We start from the raw sequence: 14,109 nt of genomic DNA, 5'->3' as shown, positions 1-14,109 counted from the left end.
CGCGCTCCTTAGTGGCCGAGATAGACTTCGATGACCTTGGGATCGTTCTGCACCTTCTCCATGGTCCCCTCCGAGAGAATCTGGCCCTGGTGGAGCACGGTGACCTTGTGGGCGATGTCCTCGACGAACTTCATGTCGTGCTCGATCACCAGCACCGAGCGATTCTTGATGATGCGGTTGAGGAGCTCGGCGGTCTTGGCGCGCTCGGACACGCTCATGCCGGCGACAGGCTCATCGAGCATCAGGAGCTCCGGATCCTGGATCAGCAGCATGCCAATCTCGAGCCATTGCTTCTGGCCATGGCTGAGCTCGTCGGCATAGGTGTTGAGCTTGTCCTTGAGGAAAATCATCTCGGCGACCTCCGCGACCCGATCCTTTACGAGTTGGTCGCGCTGAAAGGTCAGTGAGCCGAGCACGGTGCGGCCGCGCGGAAACGAGATCTCGAGATTTTCGAAGACGGTGAGATCCTCGAACACCGATGGCGTCTGGAACTTGCGCCCGACGCCGGTTTGCACGATCTGGTTCTCTTTCATTTTCGTGAGCTCCTTGCCACGAAACTGAATCGAGCCCGACGTCGCCTTTGTCTTGCCGCAGATCAGGTCGAGCACCGTGGTCTTTCCGGCGCCGTTAGGGCCGATGATGACGCGGATCTCATTCTCCTCGACGTAAAAGGAGAGATCGTTGACCGCCTTGAATCCGTCGAAAGAGACGGTCAGTCCGGAGACGGCGAGCAGGAATTCTTTGGGCTGTTGACCGACGAGCATGATGGCCTCCTCACTCTGCCGGCGCGCCGTCGGCGACCGAATTGTCTTTCCAGTCCCGCTTCGGCTTGCGCGAAGCAAACAATCGATCGATGCGCGGCTGCACGTAATCAGCCCAGAGCCCGGACAGCCCGTTCGGGAAAGCGAGCACGACCGCGATGAACAGCGCGCCGAGACCGAACAGCCAGAGTTGCGGGAAGGACTCCGACAGGCTGGTCTTGGCAAAATTCACCAGGAGAGCACCCCATATCGCGCCGAAGATCGACATCCGTCCGCCCACCGCGGTGTAGATCACCATCTCGATCGACGGCACGATGCCGACAAAAGACGGCGACATGAAACCGACGTTGAGCGCGAACATGGCGCCGCCGATCGCGGCGAAGACCGCGGCCATGCAGAAGGCGAAGATCTTGAAGTTGGCGACGCTATAGCCGGAGAAGCGGACCCGGTCTTCCTGTTCGCGCATCGCCACCAGGATGCGGCCAAGCTTGGTCAAGCGGATGAATTGCGCGATGCCGATGCAGGCGAACAGCAGCACCACCTCGACGAAGTACAGGATGACCTTCGCGTGATCGGGCCGGATGTCCCAGCCTTTGAGCGTACGCAGGTCGGTCATTCCGTTGATGCCGCCGGTATAGCCCTGTTGTCCGACGATCAGGATGGTGAGGATGGCGGCAACAGCCTGGGTGATGATCGCGAAATAGGTGCCGCCGACACGGCGCTTGAACATCGCGGTGCCGATGATCAGGGCGAAGACGCCGGGAACCAGAATGATGGCGAGGATCGTGAAGGTGAGGCTGTGGAATGGCTGCCAGAACAGCGGCAGCGACGTGATCTGATTCCAGTCCATGAAATCAGGGATGCCCGGCGTCGACTGGATCTTCGTGTTCTCGACGCTCGAGGCCTCGAGCTTGAGGAACATCGCCATGCAATAGCCCCCGAGGCCGAAGAACACGCCCTGCCCCAGGCTCAAGATGCCGCCATAGCCCCAACACAACACGAGGCCGAGCGCGACAAAAGCGTAGGTCAAATATTTCGCGACCAGATTGAGCCGGAATACATCCAGCGTCAGCGGCAGGATCACGAACAGCACGGCGGCCAGAGCAATGAAGCCCATGAGTTCGGATCGATTGAAGAAGCGTGAGTTGATCATGACTTGCCTGCTTCCCGCTATTTGCGAACCTTGAGGGCGAAGAGACCCTGCGGCCGCAGCATCAGGATTCCGACAACGGCGAGCAGCGTCAGCACCTTGGCCATCGAGCCCGACATGAAGAACTCGAGGGTGGATTGCGTCTGCGAGATCGAGAATGCCGAGGCGATGGTGCCGACCAGGCTCGCCGCGCCGCCGAAAACGACCACGAGGAACGTGTCGACGATGTAGAGCTGTCCGGAGGTCGGGCCTGTCGAGCCGATCATCGTGAAGGCGCTGCCGGCGATTCCGGCGATGCCGCAGCCGAGACCGAAAGTGTAACGATCGACCTTTTCGGTGTTGATGCCGACTGCACCGGCCATGATGCGGTTCTGCACCACAGCGCGCACCTGGCGGCCCCATCGCGATTTGTACATGACATAGGCGACACTGATGGTGATCAGCACGGTCAGGCACATCACGAAGACGCCGTTGATCGGCACCTCGATGCTGTCTGTCACATGTAGCGATCCCAGCATCCATTGCGGCAATTCGACGCCGACCTCGCGCGCGCCGAACACGGAGCGATAGGCCTGCTGCAGGATCAGGCTGAGGCCCCAGGTCGCCAGCAGCGTATCGAGTGGGCGCTTGTAGAGGTGCCGTATCAGCACCCATTCAACCAGCATTCCCAACGCACCGGAGGCGATGAAGGCCAGGATCATCGCGAGAAAGAAGTAGCCGCTGAAGAGGCTCGGTAAATAAGACTGGAAGAAGCTCGAGGTCATCCAGGTGACGTAGGCCCCGAGGATCATGAACTCGCCATGGGCCATGTTGATGACGCCCATCTGGCCGAAGATGATGGCAAGCCCGAGCGCCATCAGCACGTAGACCGAGAACAGGATCAGTCCTGCAAAGCCCTGCATGACGAAGATGGAGCCGAGATCACCAAGCGAATAGTCGCCAAACATCGATGTCCTCCGTCGGAGATAAGGTCCCCGCGCCGCGAGCAGGTTCGCGACGCGGGGGGTCTTGGGCGTGGATTTGCTGTCCACGCCAGGGAGAGGCTTGGTGCTTGAAAGAAAGCGCGACTGAGAGCGCTTCTTACTGGTAGCCCTTCTTACTGGTAGCCCTTCTTACTGGTAGCCCTTCTTACTGGTAGCCCTTGGGGAAGGGATCGGGCTCGACGAGATCGGCGGTCTCGTAAATCAGCTCGAACTGGCCATCCAGCTTGGCGCGTCCCACCCGGGTCTTCGACCAGAGGTGATGATTTTCGTGGATGCGCACATAGCCTTCCGGCGCGCCCTTGAACTCGACGCCGGGCGAAGCCGCCGCGATCTTGTCGACGTCGAAGGAGCCGGCCTTCTCGACCGTCAATTTCCACAGCCACGGGCCGAGATAGGCAGCCTGGGTGACGTCTCCGATGACGGTCTTTTCGCCCCACATCTTCTTGAATGCGGGCACGAAGGCCTTGTTGTTGGGATTGTCGAGCGACTGGAAGTACTTCATGCAGGCATAGGCGCCGGCGATGTTCTCGCCGCCGATGCCGTCGATTTCGTCTTCGGTCACCGAGATCGTCAGCAGCGCCTGCTTGGAGAGATCGATGCCGGCGGCCTTGAGCTGCTTGTAGAAGGCGACGTTGGAGCCGCCGACGACGTCGGTGAAGATCACGTCGGGCTTGGTCAGCTTGATCTTGTTGATGACCGAATTGAACTGGGTGTTGCCGAGCGGATAGTATTCCTCGCCGACGACCTTGCCCTTCAGCACGTTCTCGACGTGCTTGCGCGCGATCTTGTTGGAGGTGCGCGGCCAGATGTAGTCGGAGCCGATGAAGAAGAAGCTCTTCGCGCCCTTCTCCTTCGCGATCCAGTTCAGGCCGGCGAGAATCTGCTGGGTCGCCTCCTGGCCGGTGTAGATCACGTTCTTGGACTGCTCGAGGCCTTCATAGAAGGTCGGGTAATAGAGCATGCCATTATACTGCTCCATGACCGGCAGCACCGCCTTGCGCGAGGCCGAGGTCCAGCAGCCCATGATCGCCGCGACCTTGTCGTTGACAAGCAGCTTCTTGGCCTTCTCCGCGAAAGTCGGCCAGTCGCTGGCGCCGTCTTCCTGGATGAACTTGATCTTGCGACCGAGCACGCCGCCCATGGCGTTGATCTGCTCGATGGCGAGCTTTTCGGCCTCGATCGAGCCGGTCTCGGAGATGGCCATGGTGCCGGTCGCCGAGTGCAGGATGCCGACCGTCACCTCGGTGTCGGTGACCGCAAGGCCGGTGGTGTTGACCGCCGAGGTCGCCGGGGCCTGCGCAAATGACGCCCGCGGCAGCATCGTGATGGCGGGCACGGCGGCCATTCCCATCAATAGTTTGCGCCGGAGCGGCGAAAAAAGGCCCTTGTTTGGTTCGTCTGACATGAGCACCCCACTTTTGTTCGAGGACACGCGATTGGTGCCATGAGGATGGCTCGGATCCGGGTGGCGGAAGCATACGCAAGATCGCGTATACTGCACCGCAAAATGCCGACGTAGGCTTTGGTACGGAATTTGCGAGGGATCCAGGTCCGTATCGGGAGTGGGGTAAAGCGTGGCAGGGCGGCAGCGAATAGACCGCGTCAGGCGACAGTACAACCAATGGGTCGCCAACCAGACGCTGGAAGACTATGCGCTGCGCTTCACCGCCAAGAGCGCGCGGCGCTGGTCCGCCGCCCGGGTCGCCAACACGGCGCTGGGCGCGATTTCGTTCCTGGCGATGGAGGCGATCGGCGGCACCATCACCCTGAACTACGGCGTCACCAACGCGACTGCCGCCATCCTCGTGGTCTCCCTCATCATCTTCTGCTGCGGCATGCCGATCGCCTATTATGCCGCCAAATGCGGCATCGACATCGACCTGCTCACGCGCGGCGCCGGTTTCGGCTACATCGGCTCGACCGTCACCTCGCTGATCTACGCCTCCTTCACGTTCATTTTCTTTGCGATCGAGGCGGTGATCCTCGCCTCCGCGCTCGAGATGTGCTTCGGGATTCCGCGGCCGGTCGGCTATCTCATCAGCGCGGTCGTCATCATCCCGCTGGTGGCCTATGGCATCACGCTGATCAGCCGTTTCCAATTGTGGACGCAGCCGCTGTGGATCGTGCTCCACATCATTCCGTTCGCGGCAATCGCCTGGCACAATCCGCACTCCTTTACGGAGTGGCGCAAGTTCTCGGGCGAGCACGGCGATCTCAACGGGCATTTCGACCTGCTGCTGTTCGGGGTCGCGGCCTCGGTGGTGTTTTCGCTGGTGGCGCAGATCGGCGAGCAGGTCGACTTCCTGCGCTTCCTTCCGCGCGACCGCCGCGCGTCCAGGGCCTCCTGGTGGATAGCGATGATGAGCGCTGGCCCCGGTTGGATCGTGCTTGGCGCCCTGAAGCTCCTGGCGGGCTCGTTCCTCGCCTTCTTCGCGCTCAGCCATGGGGTGCCGCCCGAAGAGGCCGCCGAGCCGGCGCATATGTATCTCGAAGCGTTCCGTTACGTGCTGTCGCAGCCCGATCTCGCACTGGCGCTGACCGGCACGTTCGTGATCCTGTCCCAGGTGAAGATCAACGTCACCAACGCATATGCCGGCTCGATCGCCTGGTCGAACTTCTTCTCCCGCCTGACCCACAGCCACCCCGGCCGCGTCGTCTGGCTGGTCTTCAACGTCATCGTGGCGCTGCTGTTGATGGAGATCGGCGTCTACAAGGCACTCGAGCAAACCTTGGCGCTCTATTCCAACGTCGCGATCGCCTGGGTCGGGGCGCTGGTCGCCGATCTCGTCATCAACAAGCCGCTTAGATTGCGGCCACAGCAGATCGAGTTCAAGCGCGCGCATCTCTACGACGTCAATCCGGTCGGCGTGGGCGCGATGACGATCGCGACCATCGTCTCGATCAGCGCCTTCTACGGCCTGTTCGGGCCTACCGCGAAGGCGCTGTCGGCCTTCATCGCGCTCGCGGTTGCTTTCATCGTCGCACCGTTGATCGCCTGGGCCACGGACGGCAAGTACTACATCGCGCGAAAGCCGAAGCGAAGCTGGCAGAACCTCGAGGCGATCCAGTGCTGCATCTGCGAGCACTCGTTCGAGCCGGAGGACATGGCCTCCTGCCCCGCTTACGCCGGGCCGATTTGCTCCTTGTGCTGTTCACTGGATGCCCGATGCCACGATCTCTGCAAGCCGCATGCGCGGATCCAGGCGCAGATATCGGAGACGCTGGGCAAGCTGATGCCGCAGCCGATCTACGCGCGCATCAATTCGCAACTCGGCCACTATGTCGGCGTGTTCGTGGTCTCCGCCGGTCTCGTCGCGCTGGTGCTGGGCCTGATCTATCTGCAGACCTCGGCAAGCGTCCATGGCGAGAACACGCTCGTCTCCAACGTGCTCTGGAAAGTGTTCTTCTCGCTCAGCATCATCATCGGCGTGGTGGCTTGGCTGTTCGTGCTGGCACAGCAGAGCCGCCGCGCCGCCGAGGAGGAGACCCGAAGGCAGACGGCGCTGCTGATTCAGGAGATCGACGCGCACAAGCGCACCGACGCCGAGCTGCAGCGCGCCAAGGAGGTCGCCGAATCCGCCAACCTCGCCAAGAGCCGCTATGTGGTCGGTCTGAGCCACGAGCTGCGCTCGCCGCTGAACGCGATCAGCGGTTATGCCCAGCTGCTGGAGCAGGACACGACGCTGAGCACCAAGCCGCGTGACCAGGTCCGCGTCGTCCGTCGTAGCGCCGATCACCTCTCCGGCCTGATCGACGGCATTCTGGACATCTCCAAGATCGAGGCCGGGCGGTTGTATCTGTCGCGCGACGAAGTGCGCCTCAGCGAGTTCCTCGACCAGCTGGTCGGCATGTTCCGCCTGCAGGCCGCCGCCAAGGGCATCGACTTCGTGTTCAGGCGGCCGGCGTATCTGCCGCTCGTGGTCTACGCCGATGAGAAGCGGCTGCGCCAGGTGCTGATCAATTTGCTCTCGAACGCCATCAAGTTCACCCAGACCGGCAGCGTGCAGTTCGTCGTGCATTATCGCAGCCCCGTCGCGGAGTTCGAGGTGACCGACACCGGTCCCGGAATCCAGGGCGACGATCTCGAACGCATCTTCGCTCCGTTCGAGCGCGGTGCGCTCGGTGTTTCGCAGCCGCAAACCGGAACGGGACTCGGCCTGACCATCAGCCGACTGCTCGCCGGAGTGATGGGCGGCGACATCAAGGTCATGAGCACCGTCGGCACCGGCTCGACGTTCAAAGTCAAGATCCTGCTGTCGGAGGTCACCAATCCGCGGCGCATCGCGCCGGTGGAGGCGCCGATCTCCGGTTATCACGGCGCGCGCAAGACCATCCTCATCACCGACGACGATCCCGTGCATCGCGACCTGCTGCGCGAGGTGCTGACACCGCTCGGCTTCATCCTGCTCAGCGCGCCCGACGGCCCCGGCTGCCTCGCGCTGGCTCAGCATTGCCGGCCCGACCTGTTTCTGCTCGACATCTCGATGCCCGCCATGGACGGCTGGGCTGTCGCCGAGGCCTTGCGGGCGAACGGCCATCACCAGGCCCGTATCCTGATGGTGTCGGCCAGCGCGATCGAGGCTCACGGGGCGCCGCTGGCGCAGCCCTTCCACGACGGCTATTTGATGAAGCCGATCGACATCCCGCGGCTGCTGGAGACGGTCCGCCAGCTCCTCAAGATCGAATGGCAATATGGCTCGGACGAGCTTCCGGTATCGTTCTGGCACCCCGAAAGCGGATCAAGGCCCCCGTCGCGGCATATCGAGGCCCTGATCGGCCTCGGCCAGATCGGCTACGTCAGGGGCATCCAGTTGAAGCTCGACGAGATCGGCAACGAGCACCCTGAACATGCCGATTTCGTCGCACAGATGCGGTCGCTGGTCGACCGCTTCGATCTGGACCAGTACATGGCTACCTTGAAGACGTTGCATGCGCATGAACATTGAGTCGAAGAAGCGCGACGTCGCGCTCGTTGTCGATGACTCTCCCGAGACGCTGCGGCTGCTCACCGACGCGCTCGACGGCGCCGGCATGACGGTGATGGTGGCACTGGACGGCGCGGCGGCGATACGCATCATCGACCAGATCACGCCCGACATCATTCTGCTCGATGCCGTGATGCCCGGCATCGACGGCTTCGAGACCTGCCGCCGGCTCAAGCGCGATGCGGGCCTTGCCAATGTCCCCGTGATCTTCATGACGGGGCTCGCCGATACCGAGCATATCGTTCGCGGGCTCGAGGCCGGCGGCGTCGATTACGTGACGAAGCCGATCGTGATCGAGGAAATGCTGGCGCGCATCCGCGTCCATCTCGGCAATGCCCGCCTGACGCAGAGCGCGCGCGCCGCGCTCGACGTCTCCGGCCGTTTCCTGTTCGCGGTCGATCGCCAGGGCAATTTGCTGTGGGCAACGCCGCAGGCGCAGAAGCTGCTGTCCGACCATCACGGCGCGCAAGCCGACGACTTCGTCCTGCCGCCATCGCTGCTGCAATGGCTGGAGCAGGCCAGGGCCAAGGGCAGCTCGAAATCCCAGGCGGCTTCCTTGCCGGACAATCCGCAGCTCCGGCTCTATTACATGGGCGAAACCGCGCCGAACGAGTTTCTACTGCGGCTATCCAGGGAGTCTGGCACCGCGCTTCCCCCCGAATTCACCAGCGAGCTCGGCCTCACCACCCGCGAAGGCGAGGTGCTGGCCTGGCTCAGCAAGGGCAAGACCAACCGCGACATCGCGCAGATATTGGGCCTCAGCCCGCGCACGGTCGACAAGCATCTCGAGCAGATCTACGCCAAGCTCGGCGTGGAGAACCGCACGGCCGCGGCAGCGATTGCGGCGAACGCGACGCGGAGGAATTCGTGAGCCGCCGAGAGTGAGTTGGGACGCCACCAACACTGCAAACGACGGAGTATGTGGCGAGCGCCGCCCGCCACACGACCCCTCACCCACGAGCGCCCTCAGCCGTAAACGAACGCCTTGTCATCCAGATCCGTCTTCGGGATCTCGTCCTTTTCGGTCCAGTAATCCTGGCTGTGCTGCCATTCCGGCTTGTCGCCGCGCTTGGGCAACAGGTCCATGTTGCGCATCATGTAGCCGGGGTTGAAGTTTTCCGGATCGATCCAGGGCAGGATCGGCATGTTGTGGTCTTCGGCGCGCAGTTTCACCTCGACCTTCTTCTTGCCCTTCGCCTTCATATGGCCGAGCAGCCGGCAGACGAAATCTGCGACCAGATCGACGCGAAGCGTCCAACTGGCGCGGAAATAGCCGAACACCCAGACCATGTTCGGAACGCCCGTGAACATCATGCCGCGATAGGTGACGGTGTCGCCGAAGGCCAGCGGCTTGCCGTCGATCTCGAAGGCGATGTCGCCCAGCGCTGCGAGATTGAAGCCGGTCGCGGTGACGATGACATCGGCCTCCAGCAGCTTGCCGGATTTGAGCTGAATGCCGTTCTCGACGAAGGACTCGATCTCGTCGGTGACCACGGAGGCCTTGCCGCTGGCGATGCCCTTGAACAGATCGGCATCCGGCACGAAGGCGATGCGCTGCCGCCACGGCCGGTAGGTCGGCGTGAAATGCGTCTCGACATCGTAGTCTGGGCCGAGCACCGCGCTGATCTGGCCGATCAGCTCCTTCTTCACCTGCTCGGGTTTGGACAGGCAGAGTTTCGTGAACGCATCCTGCTCGAACAATATCTTGCGCCTAACGATCTCGTGGATCCAGGCCTCGTCGACCTGAAGCCGGCGCAACTCCTCGGCGATCTCGATGGCGTTGCGGCCGAGCCGGAAATAGGTCGGCGAACGCTGCAGCATGGTGACATGCGCGCATTTGTCCGCGATGTTCGGCACCAGCGTTGCCGCGGTGGCGCCCGAGCCGATCACGACGACCTTCTTATTCGTGAGGTCGAGATCGTCGGGCCATGTCTGCGGGTGGACGATGCGGCCCTTGAAGCGGTCGGCGCCCTTCCATTCCGGCATGTAGCCTTCCGAATGACGGTAATAGCCCTGGCACATCCAGAGGAAGTTCGCGGTGAAGGTCCTGGCCTCGCCGGTGTCTGTGGTCACGGCCTCGATGGTCCAGAGATTCTGTTCGCTCGACCAGCTGGCGGAATTGATCTTGTGCTTGTAGCGGATGTGCCGTGCGATATCGTTGTCGTCGATCACCTCCTTCATATAGGCGAGGATTTCTTCGGCGGTCGCGATCGGCGGGCCCACCCAGGGCTTGAAGCTGTAGCCGAACGTATGGAGATCGCTGTCCGAGCGAATGCCGGGATAGCGATGCGTGCTCCAGGTGCCCCCGAACGTCGCCTGCGTTTCCAGGATCACGTAGCTCGTCCCCGGAAGCTGCTTGTCGATGTGATAGGCGCTGCCGATGCCGGAGATGCCGGCGCCGACGATTAGCACGTCGAAATGCTCAGAAGCCTGTTTGGCCGTGGCGTGACTGCGAACAGCGACATTCATTGTTGCTTCTATGCCTTGCTTGTTTTTATGGCCGTCCTTGACGGACGGCGCGTTTCCTCCGCGGCAGGCATGATCACCCGCCGCGCTTCCGCTTCAAAATGACATAGATCAAGTCGCGGTCAAATCACAGTGCCGCACCCCAGCTCCGCGCGGTCTGCACGATCCAGTCGCGATAGAGCGTGAGCGGCGTGACGCCGGTCAATCCGCCGCAGCCATCGCCGGCGCTCGGTCCCGTTGCCCAGCTGATGACCCCGACAAGCACGGCGCCGTTCGGCTTGTCCTCGAACACGGGACCACCGGAATCGCCGGTACAAGCTCCAATTCCGTCGCGAACACCGTTGGTTACGGGATCGACCAGGCGGATCTGAAGCGTGCCGGGCTGGCCCGTGACGACGAGGCCTGCGATGCGCGTGGCCCCGCCGCTCCTGCCATCACCGCGTACGGTGACCCCGGTACCGGCAATGACGAAGCGGCTACCGACCCGGATCGGAATGTTCGGCGTACCGACCGGCACTGTCGATTTTCCCTTGAGTGGAATTTCCAGCTGCAACAGCGCCACGTCGGCGCCGGCGCGATGCACCTGTGCTTTGTAGCCCGGATGGATGGCGATGGTGCGAACGTTCAACAATTGAGGTTCGCCACCGCTACGATCGACGATCTTGTAGTCCGCGCCCGGCGGCACGCAGTGAGCGCCGGTCAATACGATCTTCGGCGCGATCAGAGTGCCGGTGCAGGAATTTCCCCGCGAACCGACGATGGTGACGACGGCGCGCGCCACGCCATCGGCCTGCGGCGTGCCGCCGCCGACGATGGCATGAGCGGGCGTGGCGAGCAGCAGCGCAGTCGTGATGAACGTGGCAAGCTTCTTCATGGGAACACGCTTCGGATTGGCGGCGGCAGACCGCTTCGGACTGGTCCTTGCCGATAGCGCATGCTAGCCCACTTGGAAAGGAATTGACGAGGGCAGGACAGTGGCGATCGAAGCTGTGATCTTTGATTTTGGCGGCGTGCTGACGAGTTCGCCGTTCGAGGCGTTCGCGCGATTCGAGACCGAGCGCGGGCTGCCCGTCGACATCATCCGTCGGACCAACGCCGCCAATCATTTGGAAAACGCCTGGGCCAAGTTCGAGCGGGCCGAGATCGATATCGATACCTTCGACGAATTGTTCGCCACGGAATCGCTCGCACTCGGCGCGGAGGTACGCGGCCGCGACGTGCTGCCGCTGCTGCAGGGCCATCTGCGCCCTGAAATGGTCGAAGCGCTGAAGCGCATCAAGGCGCAATTCAAGACCGGCTGCATCACCAACAATCTGCCTGCCAATGCCATCGGCAGCATGACCGGGCGCTCCCTCTATATCGCCGAAGTCATGGTGTTTTTCGATCATGTTATCGAGTCCGCCAAGATCGGCCTGCGCAAGCCCGACCCGCGCATTTACCGGCTGATGGTCGAGACGCTGAAGGTCGATCCGAACAATTGCGTCTATCTCGACGATCTCGGCGTCAATCTGAAACCCGCGCGCGAGATGGGCATGACCACGATCAAGGTGGCCAGTGGCGCGCAAGCCATCGCCGAGCTCGAGGTGGCGACGGGGCTGAAGCTGGGCTAAGCCTTTTCGCAACAGGGAGGCGCCGTTTCAACAGACTCGTCATTGCGAGCGCAGCGAAGCAATCCAGACCGTCTCCGTGGAGGGACTCTGCATTGCTTCGCTGCGCTCGCAATGACGGTTATGGCCGACACCTCGGCGAAGGCACAGCCTACTCCGCAGCAGCAGCGCTCCGCTCCGGAAATGCAGCCGCGAGCGAGGTGCGGTCGGGCTTCAGCACGCCGCGCTCGGTGATGAGGCCGGTCACCAGCCGTGCCGGCGTCACGTCGAACGCGTAGTTCGCGACCGGCGAGCCCTCGGGCACGATGCGCACCGTCTCCAGCCTTCCATCCGCGGTGCGGCCGGTCATGTCGGTGACCTCAACGCCGCTGCGCTGCTCGATCGGAATGTCGCGGATGCCGTCATGGACGGCAAAATCGATCGTCGGCGACGGCAGCGCGACATAGAACGGCACGCCGTTGTCGTGGGCGGCGAGCGCCTTGAGATAGGTGCCGATCTTGTTGCAGACGTCGCCGTTGGCGGCGACGCGGTCGGTGCCGACGATGGCGAGATCGACCATGCCGTGCTGCATCAGATGGCCGCCGGTGTTGTCGGGGATCACCGTGTGCGGCACGCCGTGATGGCCAAGCTCCCAGGCGGTGAGCGAGGCGCCCTGGTTGCGCGGGCGCGTCTCGTCGACCCAGACATGGACCTTGATGCCGCGCTCATGCGCCAGATAGATCGGTGCGGTCGCCGTGCCCCAATCGACGGTGGCGAGCCAGCCGGCATTGCAATGGGTCAGCACGTTGACGGTCTCGCCCGGCTTCTTCGATGCGATCGCCTCGATCAGCTTCAGGCCGTTGCCGGCGATGCCGCGGTTGATCTCGACATCCTGCTCGACGATCTCGTCGGCCCGTGCATACGCGGCCTCGGCCCGCTCCAGCGGATCGATCGGCGCGAGCGCCATGCGCATCTCGTCCAGCGCCCATTTCAGATTGATCGCAGTCGGCCGCGCCACCACGAGAGTCTCGTAGGCCCGTTTCAGGCCGGCGTCGGAGGCGTCCTCGCGCATGGCGAGCGCCATGCCGTAGGCGGCAGTCGCACCGATCAGCGGCGCGCCACGCACCAGCATGTCGCGGATTGCGACGGCTGCGTCTTCGCACGAAGTCAGCTTCGCGACGACGAACTCATGCGGCAGCCTGCGCTGGTCGATCGCACCGATCGTCCAGCCGTCAGGCTCGCGCCAGATGCTGCGGAAATGCTTGCCGTCGACCTTCATGGCATTCTGCCTTTCAGTTCACGCGCAGGATCCGCCCGGCCACCGCGTCGAGCTTCTTCAGAAGCTCGGGATCGCGCGCCTCGGGCGCCGTGATCAGCGCGGTGTCGAGCGCACGGTCGGAGCCGATCGGGCACAGCTCATGCTCGCGCGGGAAATCCTTTGCCAACCGCGCCACCAGGGCCTTGGCCTTGTCGGCGTTCGACGTCAACACGCGGATGATATCCTGCACGGTGACGGCATCGTGATCGGGGTGCCAACAGTCGAAATCCGTCACCATCGCCACCGTGGCGTAACAGAGCTCCGCCTCGCGCGCGAGCTTCGCCTCGGGCATGTTGGTCATGCCGATCACGGAATAGCCCAGCGTCTTGTAGGTCATGCTCTCCGCATAGGTGGAGAATTGCGGCCCCTCCATGCAGACATAGGTGCCGCCACGCGCGATCGCGATGCTTTCAGCTTCGGCGGCCGCGGCCAGATGAATGCGCAAACGTGGGGAGACCGGATGCGCCATCGACACATGCGCGACGCAGCCCCGGCCGAAGAATGAGCTCTCGCGCTTGTGGGTGCGGTCGACGAACTGATCGACTAGAACGAAGGTGCCCGGCGGCAGTTCCTCCCTGAAGGAACCGCAGGCCGACAGCGAGATCAGGTCAGTGACGCCGGCCCTCTTCAACACGTCGATATTGGCGCGATAGTTGATGTCAGAGGGCGAGAGACGGTGGCCCTTGTCGTGCCGCGGCAGGAACACGATCGGCAAACCAGCGATCGTGCCGCGCCTCAAGGGAGCCGACGGTTCGCCCCACGGGCTCTCGATCACCTCTTCGCGCGCACCCTCGAGGCCTGGCAAGTCGTAAATGCCCGAGCCGCCGATGATGCCCAATACCGCCTGCGTCATACCTGCT

At 62.9% G+C, this 14,109-nt stretch carries 11 protein-coding genes; 3 read left to right on the top strand and 8 right to left on the bottom strand.

Going from position 1 to position 14,109, the window contains the following annotated elements; translation table 11 throughout:
* Positions 1–8: 8 nt before the first annotated feature.
* From urtD to urtA, 4 genes are all read right to left on the bottom strand, one after another.
* Entirely contained in the window at positions 9–764 is a 756-nt protein-coding gene (urtD, locus tag C7G42_RS02765) for an urea ABC transporter ATP-binding protein UrtD (RefSeq protein ID WP_106947546.1), read from the bottom strand.
* A 10-nt stretch (positions 765–774) separates the two neighbouring features.
* On the bottom strand, positions 775–1,914 hold the full coding sequence (gene urtC, locus C7G42_RS02760; RefSeq protein WP_106947545.1) for an urea ABC transporter permease subunit UrtC: 1,140 nt from the start codon (positions 1,912–1,914) through the stop codon (positions 775–777).
* 17 nt (positions 1,915–1,931) lie between these two features.
* Positions 1,932–2,858, bottom strand: a complete 927-nt coding sequence (gene urtB, locus C7G42_RS02755; RefSeq protein WP_106947544.1) for an urea ABC transporter permease subunit UrtB — start codon at positions 2,856–2,858, stop codon at positions 1,932–1,934.
* A 181-nt stretch (positions 2,859–3,039) separates the two neighbouring features.
* Positions 3,040–4,299: an urea ABC transporter substrate-binding protein gene (gene urtA / locus C7G42_RS02750; protein ID WP_106947543.1), complete on the bottom strand. Its 1,260-nt coding sequence runs from the start codon at positions 4,297–4,299 to the stop codon at positions 3,040–3,042.
* A gap of 169 nt (positions 4,300–4,468) precedes the next feature.
* On the opposite strand from urtA, the gene C7G42_RS02745 reads away from it, so the two are divergent.
* Both C7G42_RS02745 and C7G42_RS02740 read left to right on the top strand, forming a co-directional pair.
* Positions 4,469–7,840: a hybrid sensor histidine kinase/response regulator gene (locus C7G42_RS02745; protein ID WP_106947542.1), complete on the top strand. Its 3,372-nt coding sequence runs from the start codon at positions 4,469–4,471 to the stop codon at positions 7,838–7,840.
* Complete coding sequence (locus tag C7G42_RS02740) at positions 7,824–8,750, top strand: response regulator (protein ID WP_199580612.1); 927 nt, start codon at positions 7,824–7,826, stop codon at positions 8,748–8,750. Before C7G42_RS02745 ends, C7G42_RS02740 begins: the two co-directional genes overlap by 17 nt.
* Positions 8,751–8,845: 95 nt before the next feature.
* On the opposite strand, the gene C7G42_RS02735 is transcribed toward C7G42_RS02740, so the two are convergent.
* Positions 8,846–10,348, bottom strand: a complete 1,503-nt coding sequence (locus tag C7G42_RS02735; RefSeq protein WP_106947541.1) for a flavin-containing monooxygenase — start codon at positions 10,346–10,348, stop codon at positions 8,846–8,848.
* A 124-nt stretch (positions 10,349–10,472) separates the two neighbouring features.
* A complete protein-coding gene (locus tag C7G42_RS02730) occupies positions 10,473–11,219 on the bottom strand; it encodes a S1 family peptidase (RefSeq protein WP_106947540.1) in 747 nt (248 codons plus the stop codon).
* A gap of 100 nt (positions 11,220–11,319) precedes the next feature.
* Between C7G42_RS02730 and C7G42_RS02725 the strand changes: the two genes are divergently transcribed.
* The gene (locus tag C7G42_RS02725; RefSeq protein WP_199580611.1) at positions 11,320–11,955 is read left to right on the top strand and encodes an HAD-IA family hydrolase; all 636 of its coding nucleotides are present in this window, start codon (positions 11,320–11,322) and stop codon (positions 11,953–11,955) included.
* Between the two features lie 148 nt (positions 11,956–12,103).
* Here the strand turns inward: C7G42_RS02725 and mtnA are convergent, their stop codons facing one another.
* Positions 12,104–13,210, bottom strand: coding sequence for an S-methyl-5-thioribose-1-phosphate isomerase (gene mtnA, locus C7G42_RS02715; RefSeq protein WP_106947538.1), 1,107 nt, complete (start codon positions 13,208–13,210; stop codon positions 12,104–12,106).
* Positions 13,211–13,223: 13 nt separating this feature from the next.
* Entirely contained in the window at positions 13,224–14,102 is an 879-nt protein-coding gene (locus C7G42_RS02710) for an S-methyl-5'-thioadenosine phosphorylase (RefSeq protein WP_106947537.1), read from the bottom strand.
* Positions 14,103–14,109: the final 7 nt, after the last annotated feature.

Source organism: Bradyrhizobium sp. MOS003, from assembly GCF_003020125.1.
Lineage (GTDB): Bacteria > Pseudomonadota > Alphaproteobacteria > Rhizobiales > Xanthobacteraceae > Bradyrhizobium.
This window is presented reverse-complemented; position numbering and strand designations above follow the sequence as displayed.